22 protein-coding genes and 1 tRNA gene are annotated in these 24976 nt (G+C 39.9%); 17 read left to right on the forward strand and 6 right to left on the reverse strand.

The window, feature by feature from the left end:
• Window positions 1-226: 226 nt before the first annotated feature.
• From EO121_RS05095 to EO121_RS05110, 5 genes are all read right to left on the reverse strand, one after another.
• Entirely contained in the window at window positions 227-604 is a 378-nt protein-coding gene (locus EO121_RS05095; RefSeq protein ID WP_127166528.1) for a hypothetical protein, read from the reverse strand.
• Window positions 605-608: 4 nt separating this feature from the next.
• The gene (locus EO121_RS08645; RefSeq protein WP_164725869.1) at window positions 609-779 is read right to left on the reverse strand and encodes a hypothetical protein; all 171 of its coding nucleotides are present in this window, start codon (window positions 777-779) and stop codon (window positions 609-611) included.
• A gap of 108 nt (window positions 780-887) precedes the next feature.
• Entirely contained in the window at window positions 888-1646 is a 759-nt protein-coding gene (locus tag EO121_RS05100; protein WP_164725870.1) for a TIGR03943 family protein, read from the reverse strand.
• On the reverse strand, window positions 1643-3130 hold the full coding sequence (locus tag EO121_RS05105; RefSeq protein ID WP_127166530.1) for a permease: 1488 nt from the start codon (window positions 3128-3130) through the stop codon (window positions 1643-1645). Before EO121_RS05105 ends, EO121_RS05100 begins: the two co-directional genes overlap by 4 nt.
• Window positions 3131-3135: 5 nt before the next feature.
• Window positions 3136-4176: a GTP-binding protein gene (locus tag EO121_RS05110; RefSeq protein WP_127166532.1), complete on the reverse strand. Its 1041-nt coding sequence runs from the start codon at window positions 4174-4176 to the stop codon at window positions 3136-3138.
• Between the two features lie 275 nt (window positions 4177-4451).
• Between EO121_RS05110 and EO121_RS05115 the strand changes: the two genes are divergently transcribed.
• From EO121_RS05115 to eno, 15 genes are all read left to right on the forward strand, one after another.
• The gene (locus EO121_RS05115; RefSeq protein WP_009372173.1) at window positions 4452-4937 is read left to right on the forward strand and encodes a ferritin; all 486 of its coding nucleotides are present in this window, start codon (window positions 4452-4454) and stop codon (window positions 4935-4937) included.
• Between the two features lie 429 nt (window positions 4938-5366).
• The gene (locus tag EO121_RS05120) at window positions 5367-5843 is read left to right on the forward strand and encodes a CtsR family transcriptional regulator (RefSeq protein ID WP_127166534.1); all 477 of its coding nucleotides are present in this window, start codon (window positions 5367-5369) and stop codon (window positions 5841-5843) included.
• Between the two features lie 3 nt (window positions 5844-5846).
• Window positions 5847-6365: a UvrB/UvrC motif-containing protein gene (locus EO121_RS05125; protein WP_127166536.1), complete on the forward strand. Its 519-nt coding sequence runs from the start codon at window positions 5847-5849 to the stop codon at window positions 6363-6365.
• Window positions 6366-6374: 9 nt separating this feature from the next.
• Window positions 6375-7448, forward strand: coding sequence for a protein arginine kinase (locus tag EO121_RS05130; RefSeq protein WP_127166537.1), 1074 nt, complete (start codon window positions 6375-6377; stop codon window positions 7446-7448).
• Window positions 7445-9871 carry an ATP-dependent Clp protease ATP-binding subunit gene (locus tag EO121_RS05135; RefSeq protein WP_127166539.1) on the forward strand — a complete coding sequence of 809 codons (2427 nt, stop codon included), beginning with the start codon at window positions 7445-7447 and terminating at the stop codon, window positions 9869-9871. Before EO121_RS05130 ends, EO121_RS05135 begins: the two co-directional genes overlap by 4 nt.
• Before the next feature lie 235 nt (window positions 9872-10106).
• Window positions 10107-10931, forward strand: a complete 825-nt coding sequence (locus EO121_RS05140; protein ID WP_127160566.1) for a sirohydrochlorin cobaltochelatase — start codon at window positions 10107-10109, stop codon at window positions 10929-10931.
• Between the two features lie 163 nt (window positions 10932-11094).
• Window positions 11095-11802: a precorrin-2 C(20)-methyltransferase gene (cobI, locus tag EO121_RS05145; protein ID WP_127160565.1), complete on the forward strand. Its 708-nt coding sequence runs from the start codon at window positions 11095-11097 to the stop codon at window positions 11800-11802.
• 10 nt (window positions 11803-11812) lie between these two features.
• Window positions 11813-13189, forward strand: a complete 1377-nt coding sequence (locus EO121_RS05150; protein ID WP_127160564.1) for a cobyrinate a,c-diamide synthase — start codon at window positions 11813-11815, stop codon at window positions 13187-13189.
• Between the two features lie 112 nt (window positions 13190-13301).
• Window positions 13302-13385, forward strand: a tRNA-Leu gene (locus EO121_RS05155).
• Between the two features lie 411 nt (window positions 13386-13796).
• The gene (locus EO121_RS05160) at window positions 13797-14234 is read left to right on the forward strand and encodes a hypothetical protein (RefSeq protein WP_127160563.1); all 438 of its coding nucleotides are present in this window, start codon (window positions 13797-13799) and stop codon (window positions 14232-14234) included.
• Window positions 14235-14577: 343 nt separating this feature from the next.
• Entirely contained in the window at window positions 14578-15585 is a 1008-nt protein-coding gene (gap, locus tag EO121_RS05165) for a type I glyceraldehyde-3-phosphate dehydrogenase (protein WP_062402066.1), read from the forward strand.
• Window positions 15586-15773: 188 nt separating this feature from the next.
• The gene (gene pgk, locus EO121_RS05170) at window positions 15774-16952 is read left to right on the forward strand and encodes a phosphoglycerate kinase (RefSeq protein ID WP_127166541.1); all 1179 of its coding nucleotides are present in this window, start codon (window positions 15774-15776) and stop codon (window positions 16950-16952) included.
• A 6-nt stretch (window positions 16953-16958) separates the two neighbouring features.
• The gene (gene tpiA, locus EO121_RS05175) at window positions 16959-17711 is read left to right on the forward strand and encodes a triose-phosphate isomerase (protein WP_370447215.1); all 753 of its coding nucleotides are present in this window, start codon (window positions 16959-16961) and stop codon (window positions 17709-17711) included.
• Between the two features lie 19 nt (window positions 17712-17730).
• Window positions 17731-19257, forward strand: coding sequence for a 2,3-bisphosphoglycerate-independent phosphoglycerate mutase (gene gpmI, locus EO121_RS05180; RefSeq protein WP_127166545.1), 1527 nt, complete (start codon window positions 17731-17733; stop codon window positions 19255-19257).
• 12 nt (window positions 19258-19269) lie between these two features.
• Window positions 19270-20556, forward strand: a complete 1287-nt coding sequence (gene eno / locus EO121_RS05185) for a phosphopyruvate hydratase (protein ID WP_127166547.1) — start codon at window positions 19270-19272, stop codon at window positions 20554-20556.
• 102 nt (window positions 20557-20658) lie between these two features.
• Here eno and EO121_RS08650 read toward each other — a convergent pair whose 3' ends face one another.
• On the reverse strand, window positions 20659-20829 hold the full coding sequence (locus tag EO121_RS08650) for a hypothetical protein (RefSeq protein WP_164725871.1): 171 nt from the start codon (window positions 20827-20829) through the stop codon (window positions 20659-20661).
• Between the two features lie 398 nt (window positions 20830-21227).
• On the opposite strand from EO121_RS08650, the gene putP reads away from it, so the two are divergent.
• On the forward strand, window positions 21228-22658 hold the full coding sequence (putP, locus tag EO121_RS05190) for a sodium/proline symporter PutP (RefSeq protein WP_240629393.1): 1431 nt from the start codon (window positions 21228-21230) through the stop codon (window positions 22656-22658).
• A gap of 451 nt (window positions 22659-23109) precedes the next feature.
• Window positions 23110-24933, forward strand: coding sequence for a DNA helicase RecQ (gene recQ / locus EO121_RS05195; protein WP_127166551.1), 1824 nt, complete (start codon window positions 23110-23112; stop codon window positions 24931-24933).
• Window positions 24934-24976: the final 43 nt, after the last annotated feature.

Genomic DNA, 24976 nt, shown 5'->3' on the forward strand with positions numbered 1-24976 from the left:
TAAAGATAACTTCTGTATAATTAACTGTAGACATATATGACTCATCCTTTCTTAATTGTGTGGTTACTTTTATGATATGGTATGAGTCTGTATATGTCTATTTTATTGCAACAAAAAATGTTGGCGACTACTCTTATATGAGTAGCCCCAACATTTATTATAGAGCCGTAAAAGCCATACCCTATCTGGGAAACCAGAGGGGTATGGCTTTTCTTGATAATGCAGATTAATAGTACCATAAATTATCTCGAATGGTATAGGTCCAGCCTATTCTATGCATCATATATTCAAATATTTTATGGCGTGGTATTACAACAGTAGTGTGATTACCCCGCATTGTGTTGGTATAGTATCTCCACATATCTGTTGTATATTTTGAAAATACTGTTTCTATGACTCTGTTGTGTTTAACAATTTTTACAGACACAGTAATCCATTTTCCATGGGGAGATGTTCCATAAGAAATGGTATCATCCATTATATAAAGACTAGTATTTTCTGAGCTACTAATCCAGATATCAGTTGCATTTACAGAGGTTGTAAAAGCTAAGGACATAAGAAGAACGAAACAATATGATATAAAATGAACCATAATTTTTTTCATTATTTTACCCCTCCTTAATAGAATGTTCCACACCTAATCCTGCATCTAGTGCAGCAATTCCATCCCTAATGTATTGAAGGTTTTCTTTAGAGTAAAACGGGTCTACTCTTACCTTAACGGAATGATGAGGTTCATTTTTTAAGGCAACATTATTTTTTAAATTTGACTGTTCCATAATAGTCCCCTCCTGTAAGTTTATTATATAACTGCAAATAGATAATGTATAGAAAATATGATAAGAAACGCACATCAGAAGGTACTGATGTGCGTTTTTTATTGTTATTTAGTTAGGGAAAATATATCCATCGATTGCATCGGCTTGTGTAATTTTGCTGTTTACGATGTAAGGCTGTTCTACACCGTGGAAGTTACGAGTGCCGATAGTTCCTTCCATTGTATACCAAGTATGCTCTAACAATGGTGTAGTGGAGGAGTACTCTGTAGGTAATCCAAATGGAGACATATCTGCTACGCAGCAAATCATTAAATCACGAGCTAATACAAAGTCATTGCCTTGTAAAGCTTTGTCATGATAAGAAATATAGCCTGTAGCTGTTACTGTATAGCCTTTATATTTTTCAATGTGATTAGATACTTTTAAAATTGTATCGTAATAATTTCTAGATGTTAATGTAATGTGTCGATGCGTATCATCGATGCCATCACCAATGTTTTTATAATCGTTCGTTGGAACTGGTTCTTTAGTGATGGAAATGACTTGGTCCACAGGCTCTTCCGCTGGTAATGCAAAGGCTTGGGCATGGAAGATGGATGGACTTAATAGTAATGTACATAATCCGTATAGGATAGCATTTCGATACGAAGAGCCATAAGATCTACGGAATATGTTTTTGCTTGCTTTGATTGTGCTCCATAATAGTAATAATGTCAAAGCCCATAGCAAAGCGATGATATAGGAATTAGGGGCAATTAAACGATAGATGGAGCCTGTTGTTAATAAATATAACAAGGATAGGCTGCAACTAGCAGAGGCTACGATTTCTACCGCTGCGTGAATGTTAATTGTAGGAATGTATTTCATAGTGCATAACCTCCTATGATCGAAAATAGTATACATATAATCGTTGTTCCCAGAATGATGGAAATACTATATACTTTCACAAAGGAATTAGGGAACAGATTTCGTAATAAGACGTAGTTTTTAATGTCTAATAGAGGTCCAAACAGTAAGAATGCCAAGATTCCTGGTAAAGGAATGACGTTCATAAAGGACCGAGCGATAATGGCATCTGCAGTAGAGCAGATGGATACGCAAAAGGCGAGTGCCATCATACCGAAGATGACTAAAATGGAACCAGATAAGGATATATCTTGCAACCATTGTTTAGGTAAAAATAATTGTAACCCACTACTTAGTATAGACCCAATTATGATAAAGGGCAATAGGCGTAAGGTTTCTTCTTGTAATCTTCCGAAAAATCCTATGTCTTTTGACAGCGATTTTACTAGAGTTAATTGTTTCCATGGAGGGAATGCATCGGTACGACCATAGATACGAGAGCCACAATATTGGCTGACAATAAAAGCAAGCAAAATTCCTAGTAAAGGTCGTCCCCAGAGTATCATAGGTTCTTTTGGGAATGCATAATAAGTGGAGAGTAGTACAATGGGATTTAGCAAAGGACTAATCATCGTAAAGAATAGACTAACTTTCGGTTCCATACCTTGCCGTGTTAGGCTGCGTAAGATAGGGATTACCGCGCAATCACAGAGTGGCATAGTACAAGCCATGATAATAGCTAGTATATAGGCGAACATAGGAGAACGATGTAAATATTTTTCTATGCGATAGGGAGAGGCATATTGCTCTACGATGACGGAAATGCCAGTCCCTAAAAGCAAAAATGGTATCATCTGTAATAAGATGGCCGTGGTCATGGTTACCCAATTAGGCTGTGCATAAAACATATATCCCAAGGCTAATAGGATGGGAATGATTGCATATTGTTTCCATCTAGGTTTAGACATTTGTATAGGTTTTGTGATAGGCCATTGCTTCACATCTTGGCAGGCAATCCAAGTGCTATTAGGAGCTAAATCAGTATACTCTTTAGCCTTTTCTTGCGTAGTATTGCCCAGTATGACTGTATCGCTATAGCGAATTTGTGAAAGGGGAATTTCTCCTAAATACGGTAATTGTGACTCCACCCATTCTGGATGGGTCACATAATAAATATGTTTAATGTCTAACATATCTCCTAAGGGAGAGTGTAGAAAAAGTTCTTCAAAACTTTCTAAGGAGCCCATGCCATTCCATTCGATCCAAAGTTCACGATACTGACGATCTTGTAATACTTGCTGACAAGCAGAGATAGTATTCTTGGGATCATCGTCGATGGAGAAAGTATGTACTCTTTCGTTGGAAAGAGCAGGACTTTGTAAGCCCTGCTCAAATTGAAAGAGAAGAACATTTGAAATTTTATGACTTTCAATACCAGCAGTGATGGAGCTTGTCTTTCCTGAGCCAAGAAAGCCCATCACTACATAGGTGGGGATAGTTTTCATAGGTGTTACATTGTTCCATTAATAAAAGACTGCAGCGCATCATTGTTCAAAGAAGGACCAATGATAGTTAAATATGAATCATGTAATGTGGTAGGAGTAATCTCCAAACCAGTGCCATTGTATTGCACTAAGGCTTGCCCTCCCGTGGATAGAGGGATGCAACCTTTCAATCGTAAGATATGACCAGTTGTATTCGTTTCGATGAGGGCTTTCAAATGTTCTTGCCATTCATCGATGGTGCGAGGTAAGGTGCATTCTACAGTGCATGTTAAGAAAGCATCTTTGGCCTGTGCGTGATGAGCAATGTGGTCATGGCGAGGAATCTCTGGGTGATTCCGTGCTGTATGATGACCTGTATGATTTTCAATATTTTTGGCAGGTGATAAAGAGGAGATGACTTGCTCTCGTGGATACATGGAAATATATTTTGAAAGTGTAATCTCTTTCCAAGGCACGATGTAAATCGGTGCAGCTGGATTTAAGAGACGAATAATTTCCAAAGTGTTTTGTAGCAAATCTTCATCTTCTTGATGGCTAATAAAGACTTGGCTTGAGTAGGCAATTTGATCTTTAAAGAAGACACCAAAGTTTTTGTAGTACATAGGAGCTCGCATGGCATCTACAATGGACACACAACCGGTGAGCTCAATGCGTTTTGCAATAGATGAATCCTTGCAAATAGCTAGAATGTCAGATAGTTGACTCACCCCAGATGGTTCAATGATAATATAATCCACATCTTGAGTGTCTAAAATATCTACTAAAGCTCTACGGAAATCGCCGGCTAAGCTACAACAAATACATCCGGATGTGAGCTCACGAACGGTATATCCTTTTTCCCGGAGGATAGCTCCATCTAAATTGACTTGGCCGAAATCGTTTTCTAAAATCAAAACTCTTGTTGGATCTGGTAATTCTTGTATGAGTTGCTGAATGAATGTTGTCTTTCCAGCACCTAGAAAACCAGAGACGACATACACTTTTACTTTATGGGAACTTAGATTTTGTTTTGCTCGAGTAAAAGCACGACTGATTAGATTCATCATACATCTCACCTCCAATGTGTATAATGTTATATATAATAAAATGAAAGTTCTTGCATGAATAGTATACTCTCTTTTAGTTAGCTATGCATGAATGATTGAGCATTTCAGTCTGTGTAACTTGCAATCATTATCAAAATATAAAATAAATGATAAAAAATCGAAAAAAATAGAAAAAGAAGATTGATTTATTTCGATTTATCTGTTATAATGAAATCACGATGTGGGAACACATCAGTGTATTGTCAATTTATAAATAGTATATGAGGTATAAAAATATGAATCAAAAAGTAGCACAAGCTCTTAACGAACAAGTAATTTTCGAATTTAATGCAGCATCCACATATTTAGCTCTTTCCTTAGCTATGGCTGATGCTAACTTCAAAGGTTTCTCTGCATGGTTACGTGCACAATACCAAGAAGAAGTAACTCATGCTTTCAAATTCATTGATTACTTACAAAGCAACAATGAAAAAGTAACACTAGGTGATGTAAAAAATACAGCATCTACTTTGACTAATCCATTAGAAGTGGCAAAAGCAGTATTGGCTCACGAGCAAATGATTACTGGTAAAATCCACAACTTGTATGCATTAGCATTAGAAGAAAAAGATTATGCTACAGTATCTTTCTTGAACTGGTTCGTAGAAGAACAAGTAGAAGAAGAAGCGAATGCAACTGACTTAGTAGATCAATTTACATTTGCACAAGATAGCCGTTCTGCACAATTATTCTTGGACTCCAAATTAGGTAGCCGTCAATAATTGCTACACTCACTCTTACTGTGAAGTGAGGACTTCCTATCAAACCTAACACACATAACACACACATAATACAAAACCTAACACACAACACATATAACTAAACACAATCATGATATTTGTAAGAGTGAAGTTGCTTGCTAGAATATACAATAGGTAGCCTTTCTAATAGAGGGGCTACCTATTTTGTTTTGCTGTCGATGTGGGGCACGATTCATATACGAACAGTGTCCTACATTATTTTTTAACTAAATAGTCAAAAAGTCAAAAAAAGTATTTGACAAAAGTCAAAAAGTCAGATATACTCTAACCATAGAAAAGAACAAAAAGTCAAATTCAACTATTCGGTGTATATAATGACTGATGATGTGAATATTTAGGATTGCATTATAGTAGATAATACATCACAAATGGAAGAAATGAGGTTATAATATGAGCATTTTAGCAGATAAGATTGAACAGTTTATACTGACGAAACTATTAGAAGAACAGAAAGGCATTACGCTAAGGAGAAATGAACTAGCCGAGACTTTGGATTGTGCGCCCTCACAAATTAGTTATGTGTTGAGTACACGATTTTCAAATGACCGGGGATTCATTGTTCAATCCAGACGGGGATTAGGTGGTTCAATCACAATTACTAGAGTTATGGAACCGGTAAGAACAAAAGTCCTGATTCCCTTAGAAAAAACTCAAAAACGTAATGAAGAGGAACCTGTTATCACAATTGGTCACATTGATCAAGTATTATTCCAACATATGAAAGAAGCGCGTATTACAAAACGTGAAGCAGCGATGTTGCATGAAGCATTTGTTAGAATTTTACAAGATGTACCAACGGAACGTAGAAAAGAAGCAGCAGAGCGTTTTTATCAAGCCATTATGAACATCATAAATGAGGAGGTGTAGACTATGAAATGTGATTCTTGTGGTAAAGAAAATGCAAACATTCATATGACATCTATTGTGAATGGAGCAAAAGAGGAGCATCATTATTGCCAACAATGTGCGAATCAAAAAGAGCAGGGAAGTGGAACCATGTTTTCCTCTATGTTTGATGATAGCTTTTTTAATAATCAATTCTTTGCCAATGTTATGTACCCTCAAAGTGCATTGGGTAATAGCAAACAGATTACTTGCCCACAATGCGGCATGACTGTATCGGCATTTAATCATCAAGGTCGATTAGGTTGTGATAGATGCTACGAGGCGTTTCGGCAGCACTTAGTTCCCCTAATTAAGCGTATTCAAGGATCTATTTCTTATGAAGGTCGCATTCCTCAACGAGGAGCCGCAGATTTGAAAGTAGAGCAAACTATTAAGCAACTACGAAATGAGCTAATTCGGACGGTAAAGGAAGAGCAATTTGAAAGAGCTGCACAAATTCGTGATGAAATTAAGTCTTTGGAACAGTCTAAAGCATCAAATTAAGGAGGGGCTATGTTACATACTATTTTAGATGAGGCATTGTCGCCTTGGATGAAAGAAACCGACTTAGATCATCGTATTGTGTTATCTAGTCGTATCCGATTAGCAAGAAATTTTAAAGGTATACCTTTTACGAATCGAGGAGATATCAATGATTTAGCTAAGGTTGATGGGTATATGCGGTCTATGATTGCCCCTTTGCAAACAGCCTATGGTAAAAGCTTTTCAAAAATTAACTTGGCATCTTTAAGTCCTATGGAACGAGATGTGCTAGTAGAAAAACACTTAATTTCTCCTAATTTGGCGACCCAGAGTCAAGAACGAAGTGTCATCATTTCTGAAGATTCTCGTATTGCCATTATGGTGAATGAAGAAGATCATTTGCGGATTCAGTCCATGGAATTAGGATTACAATTAGAAACAGCCTATGAACGAGCGGTAGCTATTGATGATGTGATAGAAAGTAAATACGACTATGCGTTTTCAAAAGACTTTGGATACTTAACTGCCTGTCCTACCAATGTAGGAACGGGGATGAGAGCATCTGTGATGGTCCATGTTCCAGCGTTGTCAATGACGGGCAAATTACAGCGGATTATTCGTAGTATTATCCGTATGGGCTATTCTGTACGAGGTCTCTATGGTGAAGGATCTGAGGGATTAGGCCATGTATATCAAATCTCTAATCAGCAAACCATGGGAATTAGTGAGCAAGCAACGATTGAACAACTTTCACAGATTGTACAAGGCGTTGTAAAAGAAGAAGAAAAAGCACGGTCTGAATTATGGACTACAGATAAAGAAGGCGTTGAAGATAAGGTGTGGAGGTCCTATGGTATTTTGACCCATGCACGCCGTATTTCAGGAGAAGAAGCCTTGGCTTTATTGAGTGATGTGCAGTTAGGCATAGATATGAAATTAATAGATGTGACCATGAACTTTCACGAAATGCTAGTCATTACAAGACCAAATTTTCTGGCCAAATTAGTGGGGAAAGAGTCGATGGGCTCGCAAGAACGTGATAGTCAAAGGGCACAAGTAATACAAGATACCTTGTTACGAGGTTCAAAAGGAGGAAGAAAATGATAGAAAGATATACAGAAGGGGCAAAACGTGCGTTAGTAATTGCCCAAGAAAAAGCAGTTGAATATAAACATAATTATGTAGGAACAGAGCATTTGTTGTTAGGCCTTGTGGAAGAAGAAAAATCAGTGTCTGCACGTGCGTTGCTAGCCTTAGGAGTAGAAGGAAAGGCATTGGCACAAGAAGTGATTCGTGCAGTTGGTAAAGGTACGCATAGTGGAGGCCAATTACAAATGACACCGCGTACGAAACATGTATTGGATTTAGCGCAACAAGCCGCCAATGGTCGTGGACATAACTACATCGGTACAGAGCATATTTTATTAGGCCTATTGTACGATGGTGGTGGGGTAGCCATGCAATTATTGGCAGCAAAAGGAATTCGTCCAGAAGATGTAGTAGAAAAAGTAAATGCTATTGTAGGTGGAGAAGAACCAAGTTCTAATCCAACACAAGGTACAGCTAGTGATTTAGGCGAAATTTCTGACTATGCTATAGATCTTAATGAAAGTGCAAAACAAGGCAAAATTGATCCTGTCATTGGTCGTGATACAGAAATTCAACGGGTAATTCAGATTTTAAGCCGTCGCACAAAAAATAATCCAGTCCTTATCGGTGAACCTGGGGTTGGTAAAACAGCCATTGCAGAGGGGTTAGCACAACGTATTGTTAGTGGAGATGTGCCAGATGTATTACGAGATAAGCGCATTATTTCTGTAAGCTTGAGCTCCATGTTAGCAGGAGCAAAATATCGCGGTGAATTTGAAGAGCGTTTGAAAAAAGTGATGGATGAAGTACAAGCACATAATGATATGATTGTATTTATTGATGAAATTCATACTTTGATTGGAGCAGGTGCTACAGAAGGAGCCATGGATGCAGCAAATATCTTGAAGCCAGCCTTAGCACGTGGCAATTTCCAAGTGATTGGAGCTACTACATTAGACGAATATAAAAAGCATATTGAAAAAGATGCTGCTTTAGAACGTCGTTTCCAACCAGTACAAGTGGGGGAACCAAGTGAAGAAGATGCGTTATCTATTTTGAAGGGCTTACGTGATCGCTACGAAGCATTCCATAAGGTACAAATTACAGATGAAGCCTTGGCAGCAGCTGTACATTTATCAAGTCGTTATATTGCAGATCGATTCTTGCCAGATAAAGCAATCGATGTCATGGATGAAGCAGCATCTAAAGTATGTATGGCTGTGTTTACGGCAACTCCAGATGTGAAAGCCTTAGAAGATGAGTTAGTGCAAGTACAAAAAGAAAAAGAGGCAGCTGTTACAGCCCAAGACTTTGAGCGAGCAGCTACACTTCGTGATAAAGAAAAAGAATTAGAATCTGACATTGCATCAAAACAAGAAGATAGCAAAAAAGACAGCGAATCCAAGCTAGTAGTGACAGAGTCTGAAATAGCCGCTGTTGTTTCTGAATGGAGTGGTATCCCTGTATCACGAGTGGCAGAAGAAGAATCGGAACGCTTATTACGCTTGGAAGAAGAATTGCATCAACGTGTCATCGGTCAAGACGAAGCTGTCGTAGCTGTATCGAAAGCGGTACGCCGTGCAAGAGCTGGATTAAAAGATCCAAAACGTCCAATTGGTTCCTTCCTATTCTTAGGACCTACTGGGGTTGGTAAAACAGAATTAGCTAGATCCTTAGCATCTAATTTATTTGGTGATGAAAATGCTATGATTCGCATCGACATGTCAGAGTATATGGAAAAACATGCGGTGAGCCGTTTAGTGGGAGCGCCTCCGGGCTATGTAGGATATGATGAAGGAGGTCAATTAACTGAGGCTGTTCGTCGTCGCCCATATAGTGTGGTTCTCTTTGATGAAGTGGAAAAAGCGCATCCAGACTTCTTTAATATCTTATTACAAGTCTTGGATGATGGACGATTAACGGATAACCAAGGTCGCACAGTCGATTTCAGAAATACCGTGATCATTATGACAAGTAACTTAGGAGCGCAATATCTCAAAGAAGATGCGGCAGCTATGGGATTCTTAGCAGCTAAGGGAGAAGAAGAAAGTGGAAAAGATAAAGAGTCCATGAAAAAAGATGTGCTCCAAGCTGTGAAATCTCATTTCCGCCCAGAGTTTTTGAATCGTATTGATGAAATGATTGTATTCCATGCTCTAGAAACAGAACAATTGCAAAGTATCGTGCGTATTTTATTGCAATCTGTGACAACACGATTACATGAACAAGGTATGGAATTAGAAGTATCTGATGAAGCTATGGAGAAAATCGTAGCAGAAGGAACTGACTTTGCTATGGGGGCAAGACCTTTGAAACGAGCTATCCAACGGTTAGTAGAAGATCCAATTTCTGATGCTATCTTAGAAGGTAAAGCTGGAGAAGGTAAAACAATTCATGTAGTAGTAGAAAATGATGATATTGCGATTACTGTAAAGTAATATAAGAAACGAGCTATACTTAGTTGTTATGAAGGCAACTGGGTATAGCTCTTTTATGTTCACCTGAACTCTACTATGTAAGGTGTTGTATATAGATATAAGAAGAGTATATTAGAGTAGCGTAATGCATTAGTGTGGGAAGAGATTGGTTAATGACTTATATTTATTTTACAGAACACCAATTTTAATTTACACTATAGATAGGTATGTTCTTAATTTAAGTATGAGGTATAACATGAAAGAGATTATTCTAGTCACATCTTTTGGCTCTACTGTAGACAGCGCAAGAGAAAATCAAATTTTCCCAGTGGTAGATGCCATTCGTAAAGCAAATCCGAGTCATGAAGTAAGGTTGGCCTTTACATCACGTATTGTCATTAAGCGTTTGAAAGATAGAAATATTGTATTCCAAAATGAAATTGAGACTATGGAATCGATTGTAGCAGAAGGCTATGAACGGATCATTGTACAGCCTACACATTTAGTAGGTGGTGCAGAGTTTGATAAGCTTCGAAAAAATATTATGGAGTTCAACGGAAAAGGCTCTGTACAAGAAATTGTATTTGGTAGACCGCTTTTGTATTTCATGGGACAAGAAGGGGAAGTGCCAGACGATTATCAAATATTGATTGATCGTTTTATCAAGGCCTTACATGTTCCTGAAACGGAAGATTTACTTCTAGTAGGTCATGGTGGGTTTAATGTAGGAAATGCATCTTATGCAGTACTACAATTGAAATTACAATATGAAGGGTTCCGTAATACATCCATTGCTACATTAGAAAATTTTCCAACACCTGAAGATATATTAGCACGATGGGAACGAGACGACCACGAATGTAAAAGAGTACATTTACACCCCCTATTATTAGTCTGTGGTGATCATGCATTGAATGATTTATTCGGAGAGGAAGAAGACAGTTTGCTTTCTGGATTAACAGAAGCAGGCTATGAAGTGGTATCCTATGAAAAAGGCCTTGGAGAATACAAAGAAATTCAAGATATTTATGTGGAGCATTTGGCAGATGCTATGCAGGGGTTATATCAAAAAAGATTATAATATTATAATTCATAATAATTTGATGGCTAAGGGATTTTCTAGTAGTACATAGAAGGGTATTTCGTGTACATTCATGGATAATCATGATATACTAAACAAGTTATAGTAGATTGGAAGTAGTAAATCTTACTAGTTCAATGTTGATAGATAAAGAGGTGTCCTGATGAAAGGTAAATTATATGGTATCGGTGTAGGTCCTGGGGATTCTGAGTTGATGACTGTGAAAGCTGCTCGTATTGTGGGAGAAGCAGATGTTATCATTACGCCGAAAACAGAAAAAAAAGATGGTTCTGTAGCCTTGCATATTGCAGAACCATATATTCAAGAACATACAGAAATCGTACCAGTTGTATTTCCAATGGTATTAGATGATAATGAACAATCTAAAGGTTGGGAAGAAGCTCGTAAAATTATTACTGGATTACTAGAAGAAGGTAAAAAAGTTGTATTCTTAACATTGGGGGATCCAATGTTTTACAGTACATATATGTATGTATATCGCTTAGTAGAATCTGCTGGTTTTGATATTGAAACTATTCCAGGTGTTACTGCATTTTGTGCAATCGGATCCCATTTGGGCTACCCAATTGTAGAAAAAGAGGAAGTGTTAGCGATTATTCCAGCGACAGCACCAAAAGAAAAAATTGATGCTGTACTTGCTGTAGCTGATGATGCAGTTATTATGAAAGTGTATAGAAACTTCTCTGAAGTGCAAGAGACACTTCGCAAACATGATATGGCAGAAGAGGCTGTGATGATTTCTCGTGTTGGATTACCAGAGGAAGAAATCTATCGTAATGTAGATGCGTTGCCATCTGATACAAAATTAAACTATTTATCTACAATTTTGGCGAAACGTAAAGATCGCTAAGAGGTATGTTATGAACACTGTACAACGACCAAGAATTGTCATAGCAGGCACCAACTCAGGTGTCGGAAAAACAACCATTGTAGCAGGGCTTTTGGCGGCTTTGACAGAGCAGGGCAAAGCGGTACAGGCATTTAAAGTAGGCCCGGATTATATTGATCCGGGCTTTCATAAAATTGCTAGCCAAAGAGAATGTTACAACTTAGATACCTGGCTTGTGCCACCACATAAATTGATTCCTTTTTTTGCCGGACAAGCAGAAACAGCAGATATTTCCATTATAGAAGGCGTGATGGGTCTTTATGATGGAGGACGTGAAGGTGTTAGTTCCACTGCGCAAGTAGCCAAAGATTTAAATGCACCAGTGGTATTAGTGATCGATTGTAAGGCGATGGGAGAAAGCGCAGCAGCCATTGCTAAAGGCTTTCGGGATTATGACCCAGAGGTACAATTTGGTGGGGTTATTTTAAACCGATTAGGATCGGATAATCATGAATATATGATACGGACGGCGATGAAGAAATTAGGTGTTCCTGTACTAGGTGCCATTCGTCGTGATGAACGCATGCAATCACCAGAACGTCATTTAGGATTGACACCAGTGACAGAAATTGATCCCACAGAGGCTATTGCTACCATTCGTGAAGCTGTAAAAGTCATGGTGGATTTAGAAGCCCTGGTAGAGTTAGCTCAAAATGCGGCGGACTTGTCTGTGGAAACTGTGGAGGTAGTAGAGGCTGTAGAAAAACGCACACGTATTGGCATCGCTTTTGATGAAGCGTTCTCCTTTTACTATCCAGCTAGCTTATCCGCTTTAGAAGCAGAAGGGGCGGAGTTACATTATTTTAGTCCTTTACAAGATACATCCTTGCCAGATGTAGATGGTATCTTTTTTGGTGGTGGTTTTCCAGAGATGTTTTTATCTCAACTGGGGAAAAATGAATCTATTAAAGATAGTATACGTAAGGCTAGTGAAAAAGGGATGCCAATCTATGCGGAATGCGGCGGTCTCATGTATATGACAGAAGCAGTGACTGATTTTGAAGGGAATACCTATCCGATGGTGGGGATTGTACCAGCTACCTGTGAAATGCAACAAAGCTTACAACGGGTTGGATATGTAAGTGCCACTATGTTGGAACCAAGTATCTTAGGGTCTGTGAAAGATACTTTGCGTGGACATGAGTTTCATTTTTCTACCATGACACCTACACAAAGTCCATTTCCTTGGGCCTTTGAATTAGTAGGTGGACGTAAACCGAAAGCCTATCAAGGTGGATATGCACATAAAAATGTGTTAGCATCCTATTTACACATTAATTTCTCTGGCAGTGAAGCGGCAGCAAAAGCTTTTGTAGATGCTTGTGAGGATTATAGTCAACGTAAGTAGTAAAAATGCAAAGATGCTAAAATGCAATTTTATATTGCGTTTTAGGCATAATATAAAAGTGAAAAAAGATTGACATTTTTTCTAGCTCTGTGTATACTAATATCGTTGACGAGCCGGAGTGGCGGAATGGCAGACGCACTTGACTCAAAATCAAGCGGGTAACACCGTGTGGGTTCAAGTCCCACCTCCGGCACCAACGATTAGCAGATACTGTATAAACAGTATCTGCTTTTTATTTTCACCTTGATAAAAAAATTTATTTAATAAAAGAGTAGATAGTAATAGAGTGTCAAAAGCAACAGAGTTTAGAATGGGTTAAGAAGTGTGAAGAAAGGGGTTGAAAGATAGTTTATTATGATTATTTTATATGGGTTTCATGATGAAAAATAATTGACGATTTGTGGAAAATTATATATGATAGTCACAAAATAAGGTGATAACAAGTTGCAAAAAAAGTTGTGCTATAACAATAGAGTAGGCTAGGAAGTATTAGCTAGAAAAGATGCATATAGGATATGAGAAAGGAGGAACCCTATGTCGGGCGAGCGTAAAAGACTATGTATAAGAACGTATGAAATTAATAGGAAATCGAATGAGGGAGAAAGCTATGGATGGATACGAGTATACATTGGACAAGACGGGGTTTTATAAAATCCTTTTTAGCACGTCTTTGACAGTAGCCAAAGAACAATTACATAGTAGGTTAACACCGAAAAAACTAGAAGGTGCAGTGGATTATATGTGCATGCTTTGCACCTGCATGAGTTTAGCGGTTAATCAGAATCAACTAGAATGTGCCAAGTTTAATGATGGAATTGTAGAAGAATATGTAAGCTTAGTAGATGTGATCATTAGTAACGAAGGGAGTATTAATTATATAAAAGCTGCTAAAATTGATGAATTGTTTATTAAATCGGCTGAGTTGGTACGTGCACTATTGCAGGGGGGCGCATTAACTGAACAGTTAGGTGAACTACAAAGAACCTATCATTATTGGAGTATGAAGCAACGTATGTATAGTTCACGAAAAAGTTTGCTTCATTAGTGTGTAAGAATGGGTGGGCATGAAGCATATATTGAGTAATGTCTAGGTTGCAATGATGTAAATACAAAGGCACCTAATAAAATAGTTCCCACAAAAAGAGAGGAAAGTTGATCCTGGAGAGTCTGCTTTCCTCTTTTTTATATTATGCTATTCAAAGGTTTACTCTATGGTGTATGGAGAAGAGGGGAGTGTAGTGGGATATATTTTATAGGTCTAACTATGAAGTGTAGTAAAGAGGGCTCTTTCATCCAAAGGTACAAAAAGCTTGCACCAACCCCAATAGTCTTGTAAAATAGAGGTATAACAACTTATATAGTACAAGAATTATTAGGAGGAATTGATTATGGCAGTGAAGATTGGTATTAATGGCTTTGGTCGTATTGGTAAATGCGTCATGCGCGCGGCTCTTAACAACCCAGATGTGGAAGTAGTAGCCATTAATGATACTGGTGATATTGAAGGTTCCGCTTTACTGTTTAAACATGACTCAATTCATGGCAACTTAAGCTGTGACGTGTCTGTAGAAGGCGAATATTTAGTAGTAGACGGCAAAAAAACACGTGTATTCTGTGACCGTGATCCAGCAAAATTAGACTGGTCCTCCGAAGGGGTAGAAGTGGTTATCGAATGTACGGGTGTATTCCGTTCTCGTGAAAAAGCGGCAGCTCATTTAGGGGGCACTGTTAAAAAAGTAATTATTTCCGCACCAGGTAAAGATGAAGATAAAACAATCGTTATGGGTGTCAATGAAAGTGAATATGATCCAGCTACACATCATGTAGTATCTAATGCAAGTTGTACTACAAACTGTTTAGCTCCATTTGCAAAAGTATTGCACCAAGAATTTGGTATCAAACGTGGTATGATGACTACAGTGCACTCTTACACAAATGACCAACGTGTATTGGATGCACCACATAAAGACTTACGTCGTGCTCGTGCGGCAGCGATGTCTATTATTCCTACTACAACAGGTGCAGCAAAAGCAGTGGCATTAGTATTACCTGAATTAAAAGGTAAATTAAATGGCTTTGCTCTTCGTGTACCTACTCCAAATGTGTCTGTAACAGACTTAGTAGTAGAACTTGAAAAAGAAGCAACTAAAGAAAGCATCAATGCGGCATTCCGCAAAGCAGCTGAAGGTGAGTTAAAAGGTATTCTTGGCGTATCTGATTTGCCATTAGTATCCAAAGACTTCAATGGTGATGCTCGTAGTTCTATCGTAGATGCAGACTTGACAATGGTGATGGAAGGCAATATGGCAAAAGTAGTAGCTTGGTATGACAATGAGTGGGGCTATTCCTCTCGTATTGTTGACTTAGCTGTGTACATGAGCAAACGAGGCTTATAATCTGCCGGGGACTACGAGGGTAGTCCCTTTTTGTCGTGTCTATGGGGAGGTAATCTCTTGTTTGGATGTATAGCATGCAAATATTGCGACGGACTGTACTTCATAGACAAGTACACTTACAGATCTATACGTCTAATGATAGGATTGAGAGATGCTGAATAATCAATTGTAAATAGATAGGAGACAGTATGAAACTTTCACTAGCAAATATGAATGTAGCGAACAAAACAGTATTTGTTCGAGTTGATTTTAATGTACCTCTGAAAGACGGCGTTATCACGGATGACACACGGATTCGTGCCACATTACCTACATTGCGTCATTTGATTGAACAAGGTGCCAAGGTAGTGATTGCCTCTCATCTAGGTCGTCCTAAAGGAGAACGTAAACCAGAGTTTACTTTAGCGCCTTGTGCCAAACGATTGAGTGAATTATTAGAACAACCAGTTCGTTTTGTAGAAGATTGCATTGGTGACATCCCTGCACAAGCTGTAAGTGAAATGAAGTCCGGTGATGTGGTTGTATTAGAAAATCTTCGTTTCTACAAAGAAGAAGAAAAAAATGATCCTACTTTTGCCAAAGCCTTAGCGGATTTAGCAGAAATTGGCGTGAATGATGCCTTCGGAGTATCTCACCGTGCCCATGCCTCTGTGGAAGGGATTACGAAATACTTACCAATGGGAGCTGGTTTCTTGTTAGAAAAAGAAATTCGTTATGTAGGCGGTGCTGTAGAGCATCCTGAGCACCCATTTGCAGCTATCATCGGTGGCGCTAAAGTAAGCGATAAAATTGAAGTTATTTCTAACTTATTACCAAAAGTAGAAGTGTTGATCATCGGTGGTGGTATGGCAAATACTTTCATAGCAGCCCAAGGTCATAATGTAGGCACTTCCTTAGTGGAAGCTGACAAATTTGAACTAGCTCGTGAATTAATCGCTCGTGCAAAAGAAACCAACACTAACCTATTATTACCAGTAGATTTCGTAGTGGCCGATGCTTTCAGTGAAACGGCGAATCATAAAGTAGTAGATGCAACGGCTATCGAAGAGGGCTGGATGGCCTTAGACATTGGTCCAAAGAGCCGTGAGCTATTCGCAGAGGCTTTGGCACCGATGAAAATGATCGTTTGGAATGGCCCTATGGGCGTATTTGAAATGGAAGTGTTCGCAGGTGGTACCAATGCGGTAGCGAAAGCGGTGGCAGAGGCGAATGCAACTACAATTGTAGGTGGTGGCGACTCTGTAGCAGCTATTGAAAAAAGTGGATTAAGTCACAAAATTTCTCATATTTCCACTGGTGGCGGCGCCTCCTTAGAGTATTTAGAAGGCAAAGTATTACCAGGTATTGCAGCCTTACAAGAGGCATAGGAGGTTATCATGCGACAACCGATCATTGCAGGGAACTGGAAAATGCATATGACGAATACGGAAGCCACAGTATTCGTAGAACAATTGAAAACATTAGTGGCGGATGCTAGCTGTGAAGTGGTGGTATGCCCTCCGTTTACAGCCATTAGCACTGTAGCTGATTTAGCGGAAGATACCAAGGTTCGTGTAGGAGCACAAAACGTGTTCCACGAAGAATCTGGGGCCTATACAGGGGAAGTATCTCCTTCGATGTTGACGGACTTAGGCGTGTCCTACGTAATTGTGGGGCACTCTGAACGACGTTCTATCTTTAAAGAAGCGGATCGTTGTGTGAATAAGCGTGTGCGCATTGTTTTACAACATGGCATGAGCCCTATCCTTTGCGTAGGTGAAAGTTTAAATCAACGTGAAAGTGGGGAAACGGTGGCGTTCATTCATTCCCAATTAGAAATGGGATTGCATGGAGTGCCTGCAGAAGAAATGGCGGAGGTAGTCATTGCCTACGAACCGATTTGGGCCATTGGCACAGGTCGTACAGCCACTGCGGAACAAGCTGGGGAAGTATGCCAAAGCATTCGTGAGAAAATCGCCACTATGTATACGCCGGACATTGCAGAACAAGTACGCATTCTATACGGTGGCAGTGTAAAACCGGAGAATGCGAAAGATATTTTAGCCCAAGCCCACGTGGATGGTGCTTTGGTGGGCGGTGCTTCCTTGGAAGCAGAGACTTTTACGGGAATTATTAATGCCTGTTAACATAGGTTTGAGGTAGCGTATGGCAAAATTAAAAGGACCAGTGATGCTAACAATCCTTGATGGATTCGGTATTGGGGATGGTCAAGACCCAACCAATGCGGTGGTACAAGCGAACCCCCGAACATTTTTAGAATTATGGGATAAGTGCCCTCACACTCTATTGGATGCATCTGGTATGGCCGTAGGCTTGCCGGATGGACAGATGGGAAACTCTGAAGTGGGTCATTTAAACATTGGTGCCGGACGTATTGTGTATCAAGAATTGACGCGCATTACGAAAGAGGCAGAGGAAGGGACCTTATTTACTCGTCCCACCTTGGTGAAAGCCTATGAAGAAGGGGCTAAACAAGCCTTGCATCTAGTAGGTTTGTTGTCGGATGGCGGTGTCCATTCGCATATTGATCACTTGAAGGCAATACTTCGTGGCGCTAAAGAGGCCGGTGTAGGAAAAGTGTATATCCATGCCTTCTTGGATGGTCGTGATGTACCTCCACAAAGTGCGTTGGCCTATATTGACGATATTGCTCATTACTGCAATGAGTTGGGTCTAGGATCGATTGCGACAATAGGCGGTCGTTATTATGGTATGGACCGTGACCAACGATGGGAACGAGTGCAACTGGCGTATAATGCCATGGTTTGTGGCAGTGGTACTGCCGTAGCGTGTGCTCATGAAGCGGTGGAACGCAGTTATGCAGAAGAAACGACAGATGAATTTGTCATTCCATCCGTGATGGAAGGGTACGAAGGCATGCAAGATGGCGATGCGATCTTGTTCTTTAACTTCCGTCCAGACCGGGCTCGTCAATTGGTGCGTGCCATGGTAGATCCTGATTTTACTGGCTTTGAACGAAAACATGTATTGCAAGGTTCCTATGTGGCGAGTATGACTCGGTACGAAGCGGACTTACCAGTGCCTGTGGTGTATGATAAAGAACTGTTAACAGATACCTTAGGAGAAGTGCTCGCTAAGGGTGGTTATCGTCAACTGCGCATTGCAGAAACAGAGAAATATGCTCATGTGACGTATTTCTTCAATGGTGGTAAGGAAGATGTATTCCCTGGGGAAGATAGAATTTTAGTACCATCCCCTAAAGTGGCTACCTATGATTTGCAACCAGAGATGAGTGCTCCAGAGGTAACAGAAAAGGTAGTTGCCGCCATTCGCAGTGGCGAGTATGATATGATTATTTTGAACTATGCGAACCCAGATATGGTAGGCCATACGGGTGATTTTGAAGCGGCAAAACGAGCTATTTTAGCCGTAGATGCGGGGCTTTCAGAGATTGTGAAAGCCATTCAAGATAGGAATGGTCAATTATTAATTACAGCGGACCATGGAAATTCTGAGGTCATGGTGGACCATACCACAGAAATTCCGCATACGGCGCATACGACGAATCCGGTACCACTCATTTTAGTGGGAGCCCCAGAGGGTGTTGCCTTGCGACCAGGTCGACTATGTGATTTAGCACCAACTATGCTGGCTTTAGGCGGTATTGAGAAGCCTGAAGCGATGAGTGGTGAAAGTTTGTTAGTACAATAAGGAGAAGTAACAATGGCAGTAATTACTGATGTATACGCAAGAGAGATTATGGATTCCCGTGGCAATCCAACAGTAGAAGTAGAAGTATATTTAGAAGACGGTACGATTGGTCGTGCAGCGGTTCCATCTGGAGCGTCTACTGGTCAATTTGAAGCGGTAGAATTACGTGATGGCGAGTCTCCTCGTTATTTAGGTAAAGGTGTATTGCAAGCGGTAGCAAACGTGAACGACATCATTGGACCTGCTATTTTAGAGTTCGATGCGTCTGAGCAAGTGGCGATTGACCGCATTATGATTGAATTGGACGGTACGCCTAATAAAGCAAAATTAGGTGCCAACGCTATTTTAGGTGTATCCATGGCGGTAGCTCGCGCTGCAGCTGAATCCTATGATTTACCATTGTTCCAATACCTTGGCGGCACAAATGCAAAAGAATTGCCAGTGCCAATGATGAACATTTTAAATGGTGGCGCTCATGCAGATAACAATGTGGATATTCAAGAGTTCATGATTATGCCAATCGGTGCTACAAGCTTTATGGAAGCATTGCGTTATTGTGCAGAAGTATACCATACATTGAAAGGTGTATTGAAAGCAAAAGGTTTGGCAACTGGTGTAGGTGATGAAGGTGGATTTGCTCCTAACTTAGGTTCCAACGAAGAAGCATTGCAAGTGATTACAGAAGCTATCGAAAAAGCAGGTCTTGTAGTAGGTAAAGATATTGTATTTGCTATTGATGCAGCATCTTCTGAGTTCTATAAAGATGGTAAATACCACTTAGCTGGCGAAGGCAAAGTGAAAACTGCTGCTGAAATGGTAGAATACTACGCAGAACTTTGTGAAAAATATCCAATTTACTCCATCGAAGATGGCTTAGCAGAAGAAGATTGGGAAGGCTGGAAATTGTTGACAGAGCGCCTAGGTAAAACTGTTCAATTAGTAGGTGACGATTTATTCGTAACGAACACAGAACGCTTGTCTCGTGGTATCAAAGAAGATACAGCGAATGCGATCTTGATCAAAGTGAACCAAATTGGTACGTTGACAGAAACATTCGATGCTATTGAAATGGCAAAACGTGCGGGTTATACAGCTGTAATTTCTCATCGTTCTGGTGAAACAGAAGATTCCACAATTGCTGATATCGCTGTAGCAGTAAATGCTGGACAAATCAAAACTGGTGCCCCAGCTCGTTCCGAACGCGTAGCGAAATACAATCAATTACTTCGCATTGAAGACATGTTGGCAGAAACGGCACAATACCGTGGTAGCGATGTGTTCTATAACATCAAACGATAAGAATATATGAAAATAAAAAAGGACCCTGCGGGGTCCTTTTTGTATAAAACTTATATGTACTTTCCGTATACTGTGGGAAGTTCCTGTAGAAAAAAGCTATAATTATTCTCCTAATAAAGTAGTGAAAAATTCTTTAGCAGGTCGCACTTTTCCATTTTCTGCTTCCTTTACCCCTTGTAAAAGAATTTTTTCTAGCTCATCTGGTGTGAAGTCGGTTGTAGAAAGTGGAGGACTTGTAAGTTGCAGTTGTTCATAGAAGTTAATGTCTTTCATAGGTAATATCTCCTTAGGCACGCAAAATATATGGAATATAAATTGACGAGGTAACAGTTTGTGATATAATATAGTTAAGAAAAGGAGAGCCATCAACGTGTGTTCGGCGTTAGGCTCATCTGAGGAATGAAAAAAGATGATACCTAACGTGTTGAGGAGTGGTAGTCCTCATGCGTTAGGTATTTATATTATAGCACTCACTTTGTTTTATACAAAGTGTTTATTTTTTGGAATAAAATCAATGAAAGACGATATATATAATCTATGATATAATAGAAAAGATTAATGCTGAATGCATTCTATAGAATTTTAAGTAAAGGCGAAAGGATTAGGAAAGGAGGAGTAGGGTGTACAACAATTTTGAAGTGATTGGGGCATTTGCATTGTATTTAGGCCTCATGATGTACATCGGGGTATATTATTACCGCAAGTCTAATAGCTTAGACGACTATATTTTAGGAGGTCGCCAGCTAGGCCCCTGGATCACGTCCATGAGCGCGGAAGCCTCTGACATGAGTGGATGGATGTTGATGGGTTTACCTGGATTTGCCTACTCAACAGGGATATCAGCGTTATGGATTGCCATTGGTTTAGCTTTGGGAACGTGGCTGAACTGGGTATTCGTATCGAAACGATTGCGTAATTATACAGAGGTAGCGAATAATAGTTTGACTATACCGGATTATTTGAAAAACCGTTTTCATGATACATCAAGAATTGTGCCAGTGGTGTCTGCTATCTTCATCGTTATTTTCTTTTTAATTTACACGTCCTCCGGATTTGTGGCAGGTGGTAAATTATTTAATACTATCTTTGGACTAGATTACATGACATCCCTCTTTATTACAGCAGGGGTAGTTATTTTCTACACGTTCCTAGGTGGTTTCCTAGCTGTAAGTTGGACAGACTGTATTCAAGGTATGATGATGTTCTTCGCCATCTTATTGGTACCTGTGACGGCAGCTATGTATTTAGGTGGTCCTGTGGAAACATCTCAATTAATTGCTACGGAGTTCCCAGCAGGCTTGTCCATTTGGGGACCGGAACAAGATACTTTTACCTTGGTGGTAGGCATCATTTCTAGCCTAGGATGGGGGCTTGGTTACTTTGGTCAACCTCACATCTTAGTGCGTTTCATGGCGATTTCCGATGCGAAAGAATTGAAAAAAGCTACGAATATTGCCATGATTTGGGTGGTTATTTCCTTGTTGGCTGCAGTGGCAGTAGGTCTTGTTGGTAAAGTATATTTAACAATACCTCTAGTAGATGCCGATGCAGAAACAGTATTCCTTGTGATGAGCGAGCATTTATTTAATCCATTCGTGGCAGGTTTGATTTGGTCCGCTGTATTGGCAGCCATCATGAGTACAGCCTCTGCACAATTGTTAGTAACTGCATCTTCTGTGTCTCAAGATTTGTACCGCAATGTGTTTGCCCGTGATGCAGGAGACCGTGAACTAGTTATGGTTAGCCGTGCTACGGTATTGATTGTATCTGCAATTGCCATCGTGATGGCAGTGAATCCACAAAGCTATATCTTAACGATGGTGGCCTATGCATGGGCAGGATTTGGCGCTGCATTTGGTCCCGCTATCTTAATCTCGTTGACTTGGAAACGTATGACTCTGAAAGGTTGTATCGCTGGTATCTTAGTAGGGGGTATTACCGTTCTTGTGTGGAAACAATTCGGTTGGTTCGGCCTGTATGAAATCGTACCAGGTTTCATCTTATCCGCCATTGCTATCTTTGTAGTAAGCTTGTTGGATCGTGAGCCAAGCAAAGAAATCCAAGCGGAGTTTGATGCATCAGAACAAATGCATATTTTATAATTACATACACATAGTAAACGAAATGTTGGGGCTACTCTGTTGAGAGTGGTGCCAACATTTTTTGTAGAAGATACTTATAGATGAGGCGCTTATAAACCACACATTTAGTAATCACTGGGGCTATAAGAATTAGTATATCTTTTCTACGAATGTGTATGGATACGATTATAAATCCTAGTAGGTCTTGTTAGGAAGTTGTAACTTGCGGTAAGGAAGGAACCGTCTTAAGAGGAGTGTGTAATAAGATAGGTATGTCTACTAGTTCATGATGAAGGAAATGCTTGTACTAGGTGAATAGTATAAAAACTGTAAGGTGCATATAACGATATAGGCAATGACTATGGAAAAGAAAGGAGAGTTCTTGGTGGAATAGTTTATAGCTATCTATAAAAATGGTATAATAAATAGATACAATTAGATGGATGAGTGTGTTAGAAAGGAGGAAAGACATATGGATGCTAGAGCCCTACGAGCATTGCAACATTTTTATGGATATTCCAGTTTTCGCCCCGCTCAAGAGGTACCTGTTACAGCTTTGTTAGAGAACCAAGATGTGCTAGGGATTATGCCTACGGGGGCAGGTAAATCGATTTGCTTTCAAATTCCTGCTATGCTAAAGGCGGGCATTACCATTGTATTTTCTCCGTTGATTTCCTTGATGCAAGATCAGGTGGATACCTTGAAAGAGCAAGGTATGCCAGCGGCGTATATGAATAGCACCCTCAGTCGAGAAGAACAGAATAAAATTTTGTACTATTTACGGGAAGGGCGCATTAAATTATTATACTTGGCACCAGAAAAATTAGAGTCCGAAGGGTTCTGTGAGTTTTTAGGCGGTCTGCCAATTAGCCAAGTCATCGTTGATGAAGCCCATTGTGTGTCACAATGGGGACATGATTTTAGACCCTCTTTCACAGCTATAGGACCTTTTATCGCTAGCTTGCCACATCGACCAGTGGTGGGGGCTTTCACTGCCAGTGCTACGGAAGAAGTAGAACGTGATATGAAACGTTTGCTAGGCTTAGAGAATGCGCGTGTCCATATTACTGGTTTTGATCGTCCCAACTTGGCGTTCTCTGTCATTCACGAAAGTAAGCGTATGGAATATGTACGAGATTATGCACTACACAATCCAAATGATGTAGGGATTGTCTATTGTGCCACTAGGGCGAATGTGGAAAAGGTATATCGTGAGCTTTTACGGTATGGCGTAAAAGCAGGCTATTACCATGGTGGCTTATCTGATGAAGAGCGTAAGTACCAGCAGAATCGTTACGCCTTCGATGAAGTACAAGTGATGGTAGCCACCAATGCTTTTGGTATGGGTATCGATAAAAGTAATGTGCGCTATGTGATTCATTACCAAATGCCACGGAATATGGAAAGCTATTACCAAGAGGCAGGCCGTGCTGGACGAGATGGAGCGCCTGCAGATTGTATTTTGCTTTACAATGGGCAAGATGTGGCAGTTCATCAATATATATTAAGTCAAAGTGACTTGCCACCAGAACGACAACGGATTGAGCGGAATATGCTACAATCCATGATCGATTATTGTCATACGCCGATGTGTTTACGTAAGTTTATGTTGTCTTATTTTGGAGAGCAAGTGCCTTGGGATCAATGTCATCATTGTAGTACTTGTGATGAACCACGAGTGGCAGTGGATGTAACAGCCGAGGCGAGCGCAGTATTGCAGACGATTTGGAATACAGAAGAGCGATATGGTGTAACCATGATTGGAGATATTCTATGTGGGAATCGGACGGAACGTATTGAGAAGTTTCGCTTACACCGCTTATCCGTATTTGGCAAATTAAATCGTTGGGCAGATAAAGATGTAAAAGGCTTTATTAAACGCTTAATGGCAATGGGGTATGTGACATCTTCGGGAGGACAATATCCTATTTTATCCGTTACGGAACAAGGTCATGAGGTACTAGCTGGTCGTATTACAGTGAAAGATGTACCTATTGAGGTAGGGGAACATCGTCCTATGCAGGGGCGTTCTAAATCAAATGCTTCAGGGCTAGCAAAAGCCACTAAGAATAACTCCTTATTTGAGGCTCTGCGTGTGCATCGATTGGAACTTTCAAAAATAGAAGGGGTAAAACCATTTATGATCTTTTCGGACGCTACTTTATTGGACATGGTAGCAAAAGAACCATTGACCTTAGGAGATATGGCGAATGTGAAAGGCGTAGGAGATATGAAGCTGCGCAAATATGGCAATGAATTTTTGAAGGTTATTGCTGATTTTAAGGGTAACATATAGCTATAGCGAGGCAGCTTGATATTTATCTAAATGTAGATATACA

Source organism: Veillonella sp. CHU732 (assembly GCF_003992085.1).
Classification (GTDB): Bacteria; Bacillota; Negativicutes; order Veillonellales; family Veillonellaceae; genus F0422.